Origin of the sequence: Blastopirellula marina (assembly GCF_002967715.1) — a bacterium.
Classification (GTDB): domain Bacteria; phylum Planctomycetota; class Planctomycetia; order Pirellulales; family Pirellulaceae; genus Bremerella; species Bremerella marina_B.
Genome location: NZ_PUIA01000037.1, coordinates 116,270 through 131,516 on the forward strand (window position 1 = coordinate 116,270; position 15,247 = coordinate 131,516).

The window sequence follows — 15,247 nt, forward strand, 5'->3', positions numbered from 1 at the left end:
TCGCAGCGTGCGACACTTCACGGGGCAGCGAGTACCATCTCTTGGCGGAGAACGGAATCAAGGGCAGCAAAAATGACTAGGGGTAAAACAGGCATGACCGTTTTCCTGGGTAGACAGTTTGCATCCCATGACTTCAGAACCGATTGTTCATTTTGTTGATGATGATCCCGCCGCGCGCGAATCCCTCCTGCAGCTTGCAAGATCGGTAGGGCTGACTGCCTATACCTACGGCTCTGGCGAAGAGTTTCTCGATCAAGTACCCGCGCAGCCAGGGTGTGTCGTGCTCGATATCCGCTTGCCGGGTGTCTCTGGGCTGGAAGTACATCGTCGCGTTAATCAGGCCAATCTGCCGCTGATTGTGATCTACTTGTCTGCGCATGCCGATGTGCCGACTACCGTTCAGGCCATGAAGCTCGGCGCATTCGAGTTGTTTCAGAAACCGTGCAATACCACACGGTTGATCGAAGCCATTCGTCAGGCATTGGATAAGAATCAGCAGACCTTCGAAAAGCACATCAAGCGCCAAGAGGCTGACCAGCTTTTGCAAGGGCTTTCGGCTGAGGAAACGAAGGTTCTGGAACTGATGTTCCTGGGGCGGACGAACCAGGAAATCGCCGACCGTTTGCAATTAAGTCTGCGTACGGTACAGTTCCGCCGGTCGAGCATCTTCCGCAAGACGAACGTTAATTCCAAGGCTCGGCTGTTCGACATGCTATTCGATGCCGGCTGGAGCCCAACACCGGTTCCTCAGATCCAAGAAGCCGGTCGTCGCGACGGATAGACTCAATCCAGGCATAAAGCTCCCCGGCTCTCTATAATGTGAGAGGGCCAAGTATTGTTGACGGGGAGCCTGTCGTGGATGCGCAAAACCCATATTGTTCGCCTCAAGTCGATAGTCCCGGCGAGGTGTACCTCCACCGAGATATCTTTCGGGGAACGACGCTGGCTTGGTTTGTCGATCGGTACGAGTTCTTCGTGCCTGAGATCGAAGCGGTCGTTCCCCAGGCGATTTCCTTTTACGAGACCATCGGTGCCAAGCTGATTGCTCGAGAGCCACTTACTTTCTGGCGTGGCAATTGGTGGTCGACGCTCTTAGGCCCCGAACACAGGGCCCGTCAGCGGATTGTCGTAAGCACGGACGCCAGCGAGCATCGGGTAAGCCTCGAGTACCATATCAACATGATTCTGCCGACGCGACTTTATTACAACAGCCAGCGAGAAGCGCTACGCCTGGCCGCCGACCTCGGCGCGGTTCATCCTGATACGCTACGCCGTGGTTAGGCTTCTATTATTCGTTGAGATGAAGCTACAAAAAAAGCGAAGCCAAACGGCTTCGCTTTTGTGTTTTGAATTCGATTGCCACTGAGTGGACTAAGTGTTCCACTGAGGCCAGGTACCCCAACGCTGGAGTTCCATGAATAGCAGGATGGCACCTGTCGTCAGTGCGACAAATGACAGGATCAGCATCATGGTGTAGACGTTCAGGCTGGACTTGCGTCCCGACTTATCCGAGCTTTGTGGAGACATAGTCACCCTTCTTAATCAGGCCGCGGCGGTATTCACGAAGGATTTCACCAACCGCACGATCCGGAGCGGTTTGTTTGATGATGATCCGGCCGAGGTAAGTATCCCCGTTGAACACGTCGAGCGTGTTGCCTGGACGGATGCCGTCGTCAGCACCGACCGAGATCTCGACCATGTTGTTGTCATTGACAGCTGTGACAACGGCTTCCAGTTTCGGAGGAATGCCATCGACAGGCGTGTATTGATCCATTCCATGGGCGGTGAGAACACGCTGCATACGAGCAGTCGTGCTGACCAGTTGCTGTTCGCGTTCTTTCAGGCGGTCTTGTTCGACCTTGTACTGCTGAAGCTTGTCGGTCAGCAGGACGACCTCCTGGAAGTTGGTGTCACGATCCGATTGGGCGATCTTAATGTCGCCACGCAATTGAGCGACTTCCTGCTTGAGGTTCTTCGAGTTGGTTTCAGCCAACTCCAGGATGACCTTCATGTCGGCTTCCGACTTGACCAGGCGTTCGTTCTCTTGCGACAAACGCTGCAGTTCGGCTTCTTGCAGCTTGGTGCGAGCCTGCAGGGCAGCCAAGGCGTAAACGCGAGCGGCACGCTCTTGTTCGATCTTGGTATTCAGCGTTTCAATTTCGCTCTGTAGAGCAGTCGCATTGGCCTTCTGTTCGTTGATGGTTTTCTCCATCCCCTGGACAGAAGCGCCGTCCCCTTTCACCACGGTTCGCCAATTTTTGTGCGTGGCATACACCATCATCGCCACGGTCATGAAGACCAAGCTCATGATGAGGATCAGGACGGTAAAGATCTTTCCGATCAATGTCATGGATATGACTCCTTCAATGGCTTTCGCCAAGGCCTTGCCTGGGTCGGTTTCTCGTCGCTCGCGGCTGCGTGAAAGAACTTCACGCGAGTCTGGCAAGCCGCGTCCATGCAGATTGACGGATCCAACAACCGAAAAGCAGCCCCTTCAAGACTTTGCTCAAAGAGTGCCGGGTGTTTGGTTAGGGACAAGATGTGTGAGTATTTACGGCCAGTATAATTCTGGGGTTTGAACAGTGTCAACAAAACGGACAAATTAGTTTAGGGGTTCTGGGAAATGTGGCTGCATAACCGGAACTCGTTTCGCAGTGTGCCCAGTCCCTGATCTAATATAAACGACAATAATGCTTTACGACGGATTCAGACCAAGAAAATTGCCGGAGTTCAGGTAGTTGTACGTCGGATGGGGGAGCGCGATATGGTTTCTACGGGCAACCGATCACCATGTTTGATCGTCAAAACCCCTCTCTCGCCTAGATTGTTCTGCCTTACAGAGGGGGCTGGGCTTTCCAGCGGCGGATAAGCCACCCTGCAACGCCCCCTACAATCGTTAGAACCAGACAGCCGGCAGCAAACCAATCTCCATAGCGGGTGTAATAGGTGAGTGGTCGGTTGGTCGGGTAGAGCTCGGCGACAAGGTACGTTGTCTTCCGCACGGGAGAGTATTGGGATAGGTGCCCAGAAGGAGCGATCACGGCCGAGATACCGGTGTTCGCCGCGACCAGCATCGGTCGGCGGTTCTCAATGGCCCGAAACCGAGCACAGGTCAAATGCAGATCGAGGATGCTCGATCCCCAGAACCAGCCGTCGTTGGTCAACGTGACCAACGCATCAACATCGTGCCCCTGCTCGTGAAGCTGGCGAACTTGTCCCGCAACAAGCTGCGGAACGGTATTCTCGAAACAGATGCAGGGAACGAGCGAAACGCCTTCGACATCTACCGCGACTGGCCCTTTCCCGGGTGTGAGCCCTCCACCGATGGGAAGCCAATCGTAGACAAAAGGAGCGTAATCGCCGAAGGGAACGTATTCGCCAAACATCACCGGGTGGACCTTGTCGTACCGATTGATGATGGTTCCCTCGTGCCCTACGTGGATGGCCGTATTGTAGTGATCCAGCCGCTGATTGCCGTATCGCAGTGCAGAGGTTCCCAGCAGCAGCGGTGCCTGCCAGCGATTGACGGCCAGGTCTTTCAGAAAACCGTTGAAGCCGTTGGCTCGATCGGTGATCCGCTTCTTGTGTTCTTGGACATCGATGGGCAGATCCGCCGGCGGGGCATAGTCGGCACCTAGCTCGAAGACCATGTGATCCCCCATCGTCGTCTCCGGCCAGACGATCAAGTCGAGATCGGGATGGGCTTTCGCCAAGTGATCGGTGAGAGCCGTGTACTGCTCGAACGTGCGGGAAGATTGCGTCGGGTCGCCGAAGACGGTATCGATTGATCCTTGAACCAGGCCGATGCGGACGCTTCGGGCGTTTTCGTCGTGGTGATCCCCTCGGTAGCCCCATTCTTGCATACCGTTCATATCCCAGAGGAAGTACCCAAAGCCGTAATACCCAATTGCGATCACGAACGCAACGAAAGCGAGAACAATGCGACGAAGGACTTTGGGATCAGGCGGGTGCGAAGGCTCATTCCAAATTGTTGGTATTGATGAAACGAGGAACGCCGCCACAAGCATCATCACGAAGCTTACACCGTAGGCTCCCACGAATTCAGCAATTTGAACCATGGGCAAGAGGTGAACCTGGGTATGTCCCAGCAGGGCCAACGAGAACCCAGTCACGAAGTAGGCTCGGAAGTACTCAAGAGCCGTCCAAACGATCGGAGCCACGATCGGTAGCGGCACGCGTACGCGGTGAACAATCACGCGGCTAATCGCGACAAACAGCGGGGTATAGCACGCCAAATAACCACAAAGCACCGGCCAGCCGAACAGTCGCGTGGCCCAGTGTGCGTTGCCCACGCCGTAAAGCACCGTCAGCCAGAACAATAGCCCCGACAGATAAAGGATCCAGTACGATCGCTTGGGAAGTACTGGCGTGCGGATCAGTAGTAACCAACCGATCGGTGCGATCCAGGCCAGTGGAAAGAGATTCAGCGGAGGAAACGCGGCTGCTAATAGTAGGCTGCTAGCGATGGAAATCGCCAAAATCTTTTGCCAGCTAAGCGAAGATGGCGCAGCAGTTTTGGTCGTGGAAGTCGTGGAGGAAGATTCAGGAGCGTTCACTAGGATACTCGCAGCAAATCGGGCAACGGAGAGCCTCTAATCTACGAGGTTTCGCCAGCAGGTCCTAGGTCGACTTACAAGCTACGGGCTCCCTTCTTCCAGATCGGGATTCCCTTTCAAAGCACCCACGAAGATCTGCATCATGCGACCCTGATTCCAGCAGTCCCATCCTTCGACAAACTTGTTGTCGTCGTCGGCTCGCAGCCATGTCATGCCGCGAAGGGTGACACGGGAACGGGTCGGAGGAAAACCAAAGCCGTTTCCGGTATGGGTACCTGTCAAAAACCAGCGAACGACGACATCTGGCGATTGTTCGATCACGGCTTCGATGTCGATGCGCAAGTCCGGCATGGCGGCCAGAACGTTATCGCGGAACTCCTTGAACGTCTCCATGCTGAAGTAACGGATGTCAGACTCGGCGTATCCTACAGCGTTCTTCGCAGACAACTCAAAGATGGCGTTATCGTCGCGCTGATTCCATACCAGCTCAAACCAATCCCTGGCCCTTTCGGTCAATTGGCTCACGTGTCGTCTCGGCTTCAGAGTGCTCCGTCAACTATTGAGTACCTGCATGCCAGGTACTCGGATACCACGGAGAAGTGTAACCCACATACGGCCATCAACCAACTGCCCACAAGCAGGGGCTAAACCATGACGGCGGACACAAATTGTCCAGCTTCGTACTGGGTGTTAGCCTCGAAGCAGGCGAGTGCATTGGCTTGGGATAGTGTGGCCAGGTCTGCTGATCCTTTCCAGTTGAGCGGCGCAATCGTCGCTCCGCCGCCATCTTTGCGGCTGGCGTATGCAGGGAAGAAGACCGGACGATTGCCGGGATTCACAAAATCACGCGTCAGCAAGAAGCCAGAAACGAATGGGGAAACATGGCTTCGACCCATTAACTCATTCAGCGCCGTCCGGACAAACAAGTGGAAACAAACCAGGCTACTGGCCGGATTGCCTGGTAGACCGAAGACGAGAGTCGGGTTGTCGGAACCTCCCTGTTTACCAAACCAGAGTGGCTTCCCCGGCTTAAGGTGCACCTTATGGAAGACCTTCTCGACCCCCTGCTCTTCCAGCAGCACGGGACCAAAATCTTTCACACCGACAGACATTCCGCCAGAGATCAGCAGAACATCCGCTTGAAGACCTTCTTTGATCGCTTCAGAAAGTTCGTCCCGATTGTCACGAACGATGCCCAACTGTTTGACCTCTGCCCCGCACTCGATCGCCATAGCTTCGAGCATGGGACCATTGGTATTGCGGATTTGACCGGGACCGGGCTCGATGCTGGGGCCAACCAGTTCATCTCCGGTCGAGATGATGGCGACCGTGGGACGGCGATGAACGAGTGCTTTGGCTCCGGCCAGGTCGGCCAGAATACCGACTTCCACTGGACGAATGACCGAACCTGCGGGAATCACGACCTGCCCCTTGGTTAACAGGCCTCCCTGCTTCAGCACGTGACTCCCGTGCTTTACTCGCTGCAGGATCTGCACACGATCGACATTCTCGGAGTCGATTTGCGTGTCTTCGACCATGATGACCGAATCGGCACCCGGCGGCAGCGGTGCACCGGTCATGATGCGTGCTGCCTGGCCCGATTCCAGGACTTCGTTGGCCGTATTTCCAGCCGTAATCTCTTCCACGATTTCAAGATTGACGTTACCGCAGTCCGTGTCGGCGGCAATTACGGCAAAGCCATCCATCATGGCTTTGTCGAACGCCGGGGACTCGACCGGACTGATCAAGTCTTCGGCGAGAGCCATTCCCATAGCCTCTATCGCAGGGCACTCTTTCGTAGGTAGACGAAACGCGTGGCGAGAAACTTCTTCGAGTGCCTCGGTGACGGATAGCATGGGTGAACTCCTTTAGGGACTCGTGGCGGGTTGAATCTCCAGAAAGCGCTTCAGCATGTCCGTCCCGGTTTCGCTGAGAAAGCTTTCCGGGTGGAATTGCAGACCCAATAAGGGCAGCGACTTGTGGCGAATCGACATGATTTCCTTCTCACCGTTGGGCATCACGCTCCAAGCGGCAACCTCAAAATCATCTGGCAAGGTATCCGGCTTAATCACCAGGCTATGATAGCGCGTGGCAATGAAAGGATTGGGCATCCCTTCAAACAGCCCCTTCCCGTCGTGATAGATCTCGTCGGTCTTGCCGTGCATGAGCCGCTGGGCACGTACGATCGTTCCGCCAAAGGCCTGCCCCATCGATTGATGTCCCAAGCAAACCCCGAGGATCGGCAGCTTTTCGGCGAAGTACTTGATCGCTTCGACAGAAATGCCCGCTTCGTTAGGGGTACACGGACCCGGAGAAACGATCAGGTGCGTCGGAGCGAGTTTTTCAATGGTCGCACAGTCGATCTGATCATTTCGATAGACCTGAAGATCCAGGGTCGGATCAATCTCCCCTAGCCGCTGTACGAGGTTATAAGTGAACGAATCGTAGTTGTCGATCAACAGAATCATGCGTGTTATCAGCGGGGCTGGTCGTGCTTTTCGGGGATAGATGTATTCTTCCTTAATCCGCCGTAGGGGACAATATCGGACACAAAAGAGTTCACACCTTCGACGATCCGCAGGGGATTACGATTCAGAGGAATCGCTCTGAGAATCTGGGTTAGAGCCCGTTGGCTTGCCGCCGTCTTTATTTTTCTGGGCCCGGGCCATGGCCAGAATGTCCGCCGTACTCGGCTTGTTAGGGGGATTTTCCCCGGTGGGTGCTTTAGATTGGGCTGGCTTGGTTTGCTTCTCATCTCGCAGCAGCGCCAGCTTTTCGGCCGTCGAGAGCTCTTGTTCCCCTTGAGGAGAAGGAGCTTCTTTTTTCGTCTCGGCCGACTTGTTACCGCGGGCCATAGCCAGAATATCAGCAGTGCTCGGTTTCTTCTTTTCCGTCGTATCGCTCGTCGAAGCGGCTTTCTTTTCCCCGCGAAGCAGGGCTAGCTTCTCGGCTGTGGAAATCGCCTGATCTGTCTGCTCTTCTTCGGCAGGCTTCTTTTTGCCACGAGCGGCGGCCAGGATATCTGCCGTACTTTGCTTCTTGGGATTCGTCTCGGCGGGCTTCTTTCCGCGAGCCATAGCCAGAATGTCGGCCGTGCTGGCCCCAGAGACGGACTTGTTTGGGGTCTTGGCCGAGGGCTTCTCAGGCGTTGCGTCGTTGGCCGCGACCTTCTTGCCCGGTGCCTTTTCCGAAACGGTTTCCGGTGGGCGATCGACGATCTTGAGGTAGTCGATATCGATGTCGTACCACGAGATGTCAGTCGTACCGAGGAATTCCACCAGCGCTCGACCGCTCATGTTGACGGTCCGGACGATGCCTGTTCGTCCTTCGAATCGCTTCAATTCCGGAACCATGTGAGCGATGGTAACGTACTTGTCCGTGTACTCCTGTTTGAGCTTTTCGATATGCTGAAAGACCATACGCGGCTCAGAATGCAGCTACCTGGAAATAGGAATCCGGCGAACTCGGTCACCCTTTCCATCATAGAGAATGCCCATGGCCGCGGGAAGTGAACCGCGGCTATCGCGAGATCGTATTGTCGCCGAGCGATTCGCGGATTTTCTGAGCGGATGCCGTGTATTGGGCACTCTTCTGAGCATTGCCCAGTTCGCGATACATCTCGGCCAGGTTGTCTAGCGGCACGATCAGTTTCTTCTGCAAGGCCGCGTTCTGGCCGGTAGCCGCTTCGATCAAGGATTTCCCTTGCTCGGTCAAGGCAATTCCTTGCTCGCGATTTCCGACCGACCAGAATGAGACACCCATACTCACAAGCGACTCGCCCCGGCGGTCGAGCATGATACTTTGCAGGGATGGATCGGTAAGGTGATTCATGGCCATTTCGTACCAACCAACTGCCGCGGCATGATCTTGTTTCTGGACCGCACAAATGGCTCCGGCTCGAAAATAAAGATTCCCGAGCAGGAGATGATCAGCAATCCCGACCTCGCGGCCGGCTAAACCACCCTTGAGAAATGCTTTCGCTTGTTCAGCTAGTTTCAAAGCTGAGTCATGCTGGTCGCGCGCGTGCTCAATGAAGACGGCCTGCGACAAGGCCTGACCCGTTTCCCATTCGAGAGCTCGGTGGAAGAAAGGATCGTCCGTCTTGCTGAGTAGCTCACGATATTGCCCGATGATTTGATCGATCGCATCGCCTGGATCGAAGGGAGCATTGTAAAAGCTGCGGGCCATCAACGATTTGGTGAGCCAGGCCATGCGAAGCTCGCCGGTGGCCTGTTCGTTGGTGACCATGTCGTCTATGTAAACCTTGGATCGTAGAAGCCACTGATTGATGGTCTGTTCTTTCTTTTCCCAATCACCGGTGGCGATATCGATTGCCAGGGCCATATGCGCGTCGACGAGCACCTGCTTGGCGGCACGTCGAACGTCTTGATTGGTGTCGTTGACCAGCGGGGAGGCGATCTCGATCGCTTTGACGTGGTGTTGGACCGCTTCACGATTCTTCTGCGGTCCTGCCATCTGCAGTAAATCGCCCCACTGGCAGTGGGCCTTCGCTCGAACGTGATTGGCGACGGTCACATCTTCTGCGATTTGTTGCGTGTTCTGGATACCGCTGGCCAGGTTGCCTTGAACGACGATTAGAAGAGTCCGGTGCAGTCGATGTTCGGCGGAAGAGCCAACGCCTGAAGTCGCTTTTCTGGCGGCTTCAAAAGCTTCCGTATCACGCCCCAGTCGATGCAAGATCAACGAGGTTTGGTACCACGCTTCTGCGGAATAGGGTTCTTGGGCGATCGCCAATTGGTAGTCGTTCAAGCGGTCACGGAAATCGAGAGGTGAACGATTGCTTGCCCGGATCATGAACGATTCCGCGGAGGGAGTTTGAACGATGATTCGATCGACCTCCAGGGGACTACCTTCGGCGGCCTGGGGAATCAGAATGCCACGCTCTGGGTAGATCTTGCCCAGGTGACGTCCCGATGGATCGCGTACGGCGGCAGGTTCGATTTTTGTCAGATCAAACTTCTGTTCGACCAGTTCAAGCGACATTGACTTGGCAGGAATGAGAAACACAGAGACGATCTGATCCTTCTCGACCGCGATTTCAACTTTCGCGAAATCCCCTTGTTGTTCGTATAGCCGAACATGTTTGTCTTGATCGATCCGACGCGTCTGAGCAGGTTTGCCCCACTGACTTTCGATCTCCGTCAGGGAAGTCTGACCTGGGAGAATCTGCCAGACCGAAAACGTCTTGGCTTCGGCTTCCTTCGTTGCTTGAGTCAGCGGAACAACGGGTGGCAGCTTTGTATTCACTGCGGGACTTGGTGTCTCGGCGGGGGGGCCGGCTGACGGTGTCTGAGTGAATCGAGAGAGTGGGGCATCAGCCATCGGCGAGGCCGGGGGCTGGGCTTTCGTGGCCGGATTGAGCGGAACCTCCGGTTCGGAAAAACGTGAAGTCCCTTGAAGGGCCGCGGGATTGTCGATCTTCTCTTGGTGAATTCCATAGACGCGAAGTGGGCCATTCGCTGCCGGCTGGGCAACTTGAGCCCCTTCCGGTGCGCGGACCGATACACTGGTGTCTTGGTTAGGGGTTGGCGGCTCTTCAGCGGAAGCCTGTCGAACGGCAGACGTCTCGAGCGGCTCTCCATCCGCAGTTAACGAAAGGGAGAACGGACGCGAGATGATTGGTTGGACAGGTTCCGTATGTTGTACCGGGGCAATCTTCGCTTCGGAGACTGGCTGGTCAGATTCGTCCAGCGTCAAGCGAATTGGTTCGGCGATAGCCCAACCACAAGCCATGAGGACTATTACGCCCGAACAGAACAGATTTTGAAGGGATGAAATACGCATGGTTTCCTCGTCCAGCCTACCCTGCTCTTTGCTTTCTTACCGTGCAGAGACAGTTCCAGGCGGGCGAGAGTATAGCGATGCGGGGAATCCATCCAAGATCAATTCATGCTAGCACGCATGGTATGTGCTGATTATTTCGTCGCCACCGATTCTTCCCGACGAAGAATATCGAGCAAGAGGTTCTGAGGACGCGTGACCGTTCGATGTCGATTCCAAGCTGCGGCAATGGTACGGAAGGGCTGGATCTTGCGTATAGGAAGGTAAACGCACGAGTCGTCAGCCGGATCGATCGCCATTTCAGGAAGCAGTGAAATCCCTACGCCCAAACGAATTAGTTCCTGGATTGTCGAGATCTGGGCACTCTCGCAAACCACGTGCGGCTGAAACTCTTGCTGACGGCAAAAACCGAGAATCTGTTCCCCCAGGCAGTGCACTTCGTGCAGCAGGACAAAGGGTTCCTGACGCACCTGGCTGAAAGAGAGAGAGGGCTTATCGGCCAGCGGATGCGATGGGGGCAGTGCGACCATCAACGCTTCGCGAAACAAGGGCTCCACCTGAATTCGCGTATCTTCGATCGGCAAAGCCAGTATGGCGACGTCGAGAGTCCCCTTCAGCAGTCGGTCGAGCAGGTGGTCGGTATAGTCTTCGACCAACGTCAACATGACCTGCGGCATCTGCTGGCGAAAATGTTGAATAATCTGCGGTAGCTGAAAGGGAGCAATCGTTGGTAAGGCTCCCACTCTCAAGCTGATCGATTCCGGGCCTTCCGGCTTCTTGAACCATCCTTCGGCCGAGTCGACTTCCTTGAGGATTCGCCGAGCACGAGGTAACAACTCCTTACCCGAGTCGGTCAAAACGACCGTTCTGCCCAGCCGGTCCAACAGCCTCGTTCCGAGTTCGCGTTCCAGTTTGGCAATCTGCTGGCTGAGCGACGGCTGAGTGACATGGCACTGCTCGGCAGCACGCGTGAAGTTCTCGAGTTCCGCGACCGCAACAAAGTAACGCAGTTGATGAATTTCCATAGGTAGCACTTATCGCCAAAATAGGAATAACGAATTTCCGTTATACCTCGATGCCCGCTATTCTGGAAGCTATTACCAAGGACACGTCGGTCGGTTCTGTCGATGTGTGGGAACGGTGACCATGTGCCGATCGACGTGTTCTTTTTCTTTCCCACAGAGATCTCCAAGCGGCGACGCCTGAAGCGTTACTTCTGATCGAGCATCCAGACGGGATGTTCTTTGCCGATCAGTTTGGGGTTTTGCAGCAGTGTCAGAGCCCGATCGCGGAGGCACTTGGTGGGACCGTCGGACTGGCACTCTTCGACTTTGGAGATCACGTCTAACGTGTTCAGAGCTTCCAGGAAGTTTCGTTCTTCAAACTGACGATAGGCTGCTTCGTAGTTTTGCCGCAACTGATTCCAGCTACCCGAAGCCCTGGCAGAAAGTTCGTGGACGCGAATGGGTTCCGGAATATTGACAACTTTGATCGTTCCGAGGAAACGCGTCGGCATGTTGGTGGTGACGCCTAACCGCGTTGATTCGGTGATCAAAATCTCAGGCGGGTAATAGATTGTCCCTGATTCGTCCCGTTCCTGCTTCGGGCAGAACTGCTTGGTAGCCCCTTGAATGCGGCTGGCGATATTCACGGTTGGACCAAGTGGGCCCCACATGTACTTGTAGTCGGTTCCCTTCTTCCCAACCACGCAGTCGCCGGTATTGATCCCAATGGTCAGGCCAAACGGCAGAAGCTCGTCCGGGATGCGATCGGACCATAGCTGGTTCAGTTGATCGAGCTTCCGAATCATGTCGATCGCTGCCTGGCAAGCGAGGTTGGGGTGTTCAGGTTGGTAGTCTGGGGCACCCCACATCGCGACCAACTCGTCGCCGACGTATTCCAGCAGCACGCCATCGTGACGGATAACGCTTTCGGATAGTTCACCCAGGACTTCTCGCAACCACTGCAAAGTTTGAACCGATCCCAATGCGGAGCTGATCGTGCTGAAACCCCGGATATCGCAGAAGAGCACCGTGATGTTTTCTTCGCGTGTCTCGAGCAGCGTTTCGTCGTAGAGAATGCGGTCGGCAATACCAGGCGGGAAGAACTGAGCGAGACATACTTGTTGTTTGGCAGCCTCTTGTTCTTTCTTGAGTCGCTCGAGCCCTACTGTGAGGCAATCGCGAATGACTTCGACAAACTTGACCTCGCAATCGGCCATTGTGTCGTCGCCCAGAAGACCGGGACGCTTTGACGCGTAGAGAGCCCCGACGACGCTATCGTGGGAAAGGACCGGAGTCACTACGACACGCTCCTTCGGGCGCTCTTCCCCGTCGACTACGGGTGTTGACCATGTTTGGCGATTGGACCAGATGTATTCCAGGGCCTGGCTGTCGTAGATAGGACCTTCAATCTCTCCGGAGTCGGTCGATGGCCAGGTTGCTTCGCATTGCCACTGGTTGGCCAATTGATCGAGGCCCAGATACGAGCACGAATCGAAGTTGCCAAGTTTACAGACATTCTCAGCGGCTGATGAAAAGAAGTCAGGAGAGCTGGCTGCTTTCTCGAGAACGTCACTCACGGCACCCAAGATGCGTTCGACATCAGCACTGGATGGACCGCTAGGGGTTGCATAGCCATCTGCCATCCGGCTTTGTCGCATCATCATGGCCACGTCGGCAACACTTTGCGAGATATTCGTGGGGCTGTGCTCGGGAAGATGATGTTCGGCCGGGGCACCGAAACCAGACAATTGAATGGCTAAGTTATCCCCGATCATCAAACGAACGGGGTTTTGAATTAGCTCACTGGTGACAAACGTGCGAACTTGTTGGTGGGCGATACGACCTTCCGAAGCAGGCGACATGGGCACTTCGTGATTGCCAATGTTCCCCACGCGGAGATAGTTGCCGGCAGCGTCCGGCGAAATGTCGAGGGACCGACGGGAAACTTCCCGTTGATGGAACGACGTAATGATCAGTTTTCGGTGGTCGGTAAACGTGATCGTGCGAAACGGGCCTGGGTCCCCTTTGGCAACATCTTGCCGGCCAAGAATGATCCGCTGCTTCAGATTCAGCTCAAGGACTTCCCTCCCCAGTTGATCATCAAAGATCGGTTGCTGATGACCATCAACGAAGATGCTCAGCGAGACTCCGGCAGAGCCTTGCGGTTCGTGTGGTCGGGGGTAAGGGTTGTGCATTGCTGGCAGACGCAACTCTTTAAAGTGTCAATCAATGGATCCGCCATTAATTATTATTCTTCGGCAAGGGTTCCTTCCAAAGCCTTAAACTTTCGAATTATCGACGAATATCTTGCCCAATTTTCTCAAGAATAACTGAAAGATTCCCAGATTTCCAATTGAGAAATAGGGTTATACCAGTTCGTGAACTCCTGGCCGAACAGGCCCCCCGATAGCGATTTTGTTGGAGCCGACCCCTGAAGACGATAGAATGAGGTCCAGCTTTCCATCGCACCGAAGACGCCACCTTAAAGCAGCATGTGCCATGGATTTACTACGGTACCTATTTGGTTCGTCCAAGCGAGATCAGTTCGCCGAACGCTTAATGCATTGCGTTAAGCAAGCCGGTGAGAACCGTGAGATCCGCTACGAAAAGCAGGCTTATCAGTTTAGTTTCTACGACCAAGGGGAGTTGGCTGGCGTTGCCAACCTGGGCAACATCTTTCGTGAATACGATCGACTTCCGGAAGCGGAGCAAGATGCGTATTTGGGCCAAATTACCCGAGCCATACTCTCGCATCATAAGTCGATTCCCGAAGAGTTCGAGGACGCTCGTCCCGACATATTGCCGATCGTTCGTAGTCGAGCGTATTTGGAAATAGGCAATCTGGAACGTCGGCTTCGCAGCGAGCATCCGGTAGAAGTCAACTCGGTGATGGTGGGCGACCATCTACTCGCGATGCCAATTTTCGACCTGCCGGAAGCGATGCGAACGATTGATGCGGCCAGGATGGAGCAGTGGGAACGCTCGATTTATGAGTTGATGGAAGTCGCCTTGGAGAACCTGGATGAAATGGCCGCCACGGTGACCACGATCGACGACCGGATTTTTCTTTTCCGAAATAGAGATCATTACGATGCCTCGCGACTTTTGCTGATCGATCGCATTCGCCAGCTTGAGCTGCGAGGCCGACCCGTCGCGATGGTACCTACCCGCGATTGTTTGATTGTCGCGGGGGATGAAGATGAGGTTGGGCTGAAATTGATGCGTGAGTTGGTTGAGCAGTTCATCCACGACCCACGTCCTGTCAGCCTGACGCCCTGTCGTTTGACAGCCGATAGCTGGGAGACATGGTTGCCCCCAGCGGAGCATCCCCAGCACAACGCATTTTTCGAGTTGCATCTGCAAGGCCAGGCGGCGGAATATCGCGAGCAACACGAAGCGATTGAAGTGGGGTTCGCTCAAACCGGAAGAGAAGGTTTTGTAGCGAATTACTATCTGCACCGTGATTTGAAGACCCGACAGCTCCACTCGTATTGTGTCTGGCCAGAGTGTCCTTATGCACTTCTGCCCAAGAGTGATGTTGTGGTTTTCATGGATAGTAGTCACATGAAACCATTGGCAAGTGGAACATGGGAAGTGGTTCAGGCGGTACTTGGGTCTCAGATGGAAGATCTGAAAACCTATCCGCCTCGTTACCGGGTGCTCGGATTTCCGAGTGAAGAAGCACTGCGGCAAATCGGTTCAATTCCTCGTTTTCGCCTATGAATTAAGGAGTTTACGACAAGTAAGATATCGCGGCCAGAATGCTCGACTATGCGCTAAAGACGAACTACGATGGATCTACCGCTGAACGCTAGGCTTCGTTGATTTTGATGCATCTGGATTCACTACCGAAAAGCCATCTAC

13 protein-coding genes are annotated in these 15,247 nt (G+C 54.7%); 3 read left to right on the forward strand and 10 right to left on the reverse strand.

All coding sequences use genetic code 11. The features are described 5' to 3' along the window. Positions 1-127: 127 nt before the first annotated feature. Both C5Y96_RS12320 and C5Y96_RS12325 read left to right on the forward strand, forming a co-directional pair. Positions 128-781, forward strand: a complete 654-nt coding sequence (locus C5Y96_RS12320) for a response regulator transcription factor (protein WP_105353629.1) — start codon at positions 128-130, stop codon at positions 779-781. 74 nt (positions 782-855) lie between these two features. After that, entirely contained in the window at positions 856-1,281 is a 426-nt protein-coding gene (locus C5Y96_RS12325; protein WP_105353631.1) for a hypothetical protein, read from the forward strand. 90 nt (positions 1,282-1,371) lie between these two features. Here C5Y96_RS12325 and C5Y96_RS27365 read toward each other — a convergent pair whose 3' ends face one another. The 10 genes from C5Y96_RS27365 to C5Y96_RS12370 form a co-directional block, all read right to left on the reverse strand. Next, a complete protein-coding gene (locus tag C5Y96_RS27365) occupies positions 1,372-1,527 on the reverse strand; it encodes a hypothetical protein (protein ID WP_158261206.1) in 156 nt (51 codons plus the stop codon). Further along, positions 1,505-2,350, reverse strand: coding sequence for a hypothetical protein (locus C5Y96_RS12330; protein ID WP_105353633.1), 846 nt, complete (start codon positions 2,348-2,350; stop codon positions 1,505-1,507). Before C5Y96_RS12330 ends, C5Y96_RS27365 begins: the two co-directional genes overlap by 23 nt. A gap of 484 nt (positions 2,351-2,834) precedes the next feature. Beyond that, a complete protein-coding gene (gene lnt, locus C5Y96_RS12335) occupies positions 2,835-4,577 on the reverse strand; it encodes an apolipoprotein N-acyltransferase (RefSeq protein WP_158261207.1) in 1,743 nt (580 codons plus the stop codon). 81 nt (positions 4,578-4,658) lie between these two features. Then, on the reverse strand, positions 4,659-5,102 hold the full coding sequence (locus C5Y96_RS12340) for an ester cyclase (RefSeq protein ID WP_158261208.1): 444 nt from the start codon (positions 5,100-5,102) through the stop codon (positions 4,659-4,661). Positions 5,103-5,221: 119 nt separating this feature from the next. Then, positions 5,222-6,433, reverse strand: coding sequence for a gephyrin-like molybdotransferase Glp (gene glp, locus C5Y96_RS12345; RefSeq protein WP_105353638.1), 1,212 nt, complete (start codon positions 6,431-6,433; stop codon positions 5,222-5,224). Positions 6,434-6,445: 12 nt separating this feature from the next. Further along, the gene (locus C5Y96_RS12350) at positions 6,446-7,045 is read right to left on the reverse strand and encodes an anthranilate synthase component II (protein WP_105353640.1); all 600 of its coding nucleotides are present in this window, start codon (positions 7,043-7,045) and stop codon (positions 6,446-6,448) included. 117 nt (positions 7,046-7,162) lie between these two features. Then, the gene (locus tag C5Y96_RS12355) at positions 7,163-7,996 is read right to left on the reverse strand and encodes a hypothetical protein (protein ID WP_105353642.1); all 834 of its coding nucleotides are present in this window, start codon (positions 7,994-7,996) and stop codon (positions 7,163-7,165) included. A 100-nt stretch (positions 7,997-8,096) separates the two neighbouring features. Next, complete coding sequence (locus C5Y96_RS12360; RefSeq protein WP_146115641.1) at positions 8,097-10,382, reverse strand: tetratricopeptide repeat protein; 2,286 nt, start codon at positions 10,380-10,382, stop codon at positions 8,097-8,099. 131 nt (positions 10,383-10,513) lie between these two features. Continuing rightward, complete coding sequence (locus tag C5Y96_RS12365; protein ID WP_105353646.1) at positions 10,514-11,404, reverse strand: LysR family transcriptional regulator; 891 nt, start codon at positions 11,402-11,404, stop codon at positions 10,514-10,516. Positions 11,405-11,589: 185 nt separating this feature from the next. Further along, a complete protein-coding gene (locus tag C5Y96_RS12370; RefSeq protein ID WP_105353648.1) occupies positions 11,590-13,578 on the reverse strand; it encodes an adenylate/guanylate cyclase domain-containing protein in 1,989 nt (662 codons plus the stop codon). Between the two features lie 304 nt (positions 13,579-13,882). On the opposite strand from C5Y96_RS12370, the gene C5Y96_RS12375 reads away from it, so the two are divergent. After that, complete coding sequence (locus C5Y96_RS12375; protein ID WP_158261209.1) at positions 13,883-15,106, forward strand: DUF1444 family protein; 1,224 nt, start codon at positions 13,883-13,885, stop codon at positions 15,104-15,106. The last annotated feature ends 141 nt before the right edge of the window (positions 15,107-15,247 follow it).

Bases quoted from the DNA above. Each gene is read 5' to 3' on its own strand.
- C5Y96_RS12320 (WP_105353629.1), top strand. From the start codon at position 128: ATGACTTCAGAACCGATTGTTCATTTTGTTGATGATGATCCCGCCGCG.
- C5Y96_RS27365 (WP_158261206.1), bottom strand. From the start codon at position 1,527: ATGTCTCCACAAAGCTCGGATAAGTCGGGACGCAAGTCCAGCCTGAAC.
- C5Y96_RS12330 (WP_105353633.1), bottom strand. From the start codon at position 2,350: ATGACATTGATCGGAAAGATCTTTACCGTCCTGATCCTCATCATGAGC.
- glp (WP_105353638.1), bottom strand. From the start codon at position 6,433: ATGCTATCCGTCACCGAGGCACTCGAAGAAGTTTCTCGCCACGCGTTT.
- C5Y96_RS12350 (WP_105353640.1), bottom strand. From the start codon at position 7,045: ATGATTCTGTTGATCGACAACTACGATTCGTTCACTTATAACCTCGTA.
- C5Y96_RS12355 (WP_105353642.1), bottom strand. From the start codon at position 7,996: ATGGTCTTTCAGCATATCGAAAAGCTCAAACAGGAGTACACGGACAAG.
- C5Y96_RS12360 (WP_146115641.1), bottom strand. From the start codon at position 10,382: ATGCGTATTTCATCCCTTCAAAATCTGTTCTGTTCGGGCGTAATAGTC.
- C5Y96_RS12365 (WP_105353646.1), bottom strand. From the start codon at position 11,404: ATGGAAATTCATCAACTGCGTTACTTTGTTGCGGTCGCGGAACTCGAG.
- C5Y96_RS12370 (WP_105353648.1), bottom strand. From the start codon at position 13,578: ATGCACAACCCTTACCCCCGACCACACGAACCGCAAGGCTCTGCCGGA.
- C5Y96_RS12375 (WP_158261209.1), top strand. From the start codon at position 13,883: ATGGATTTACTACGGTACCTATTTGGTTCGTCCAAGCGAGATCAGTTC.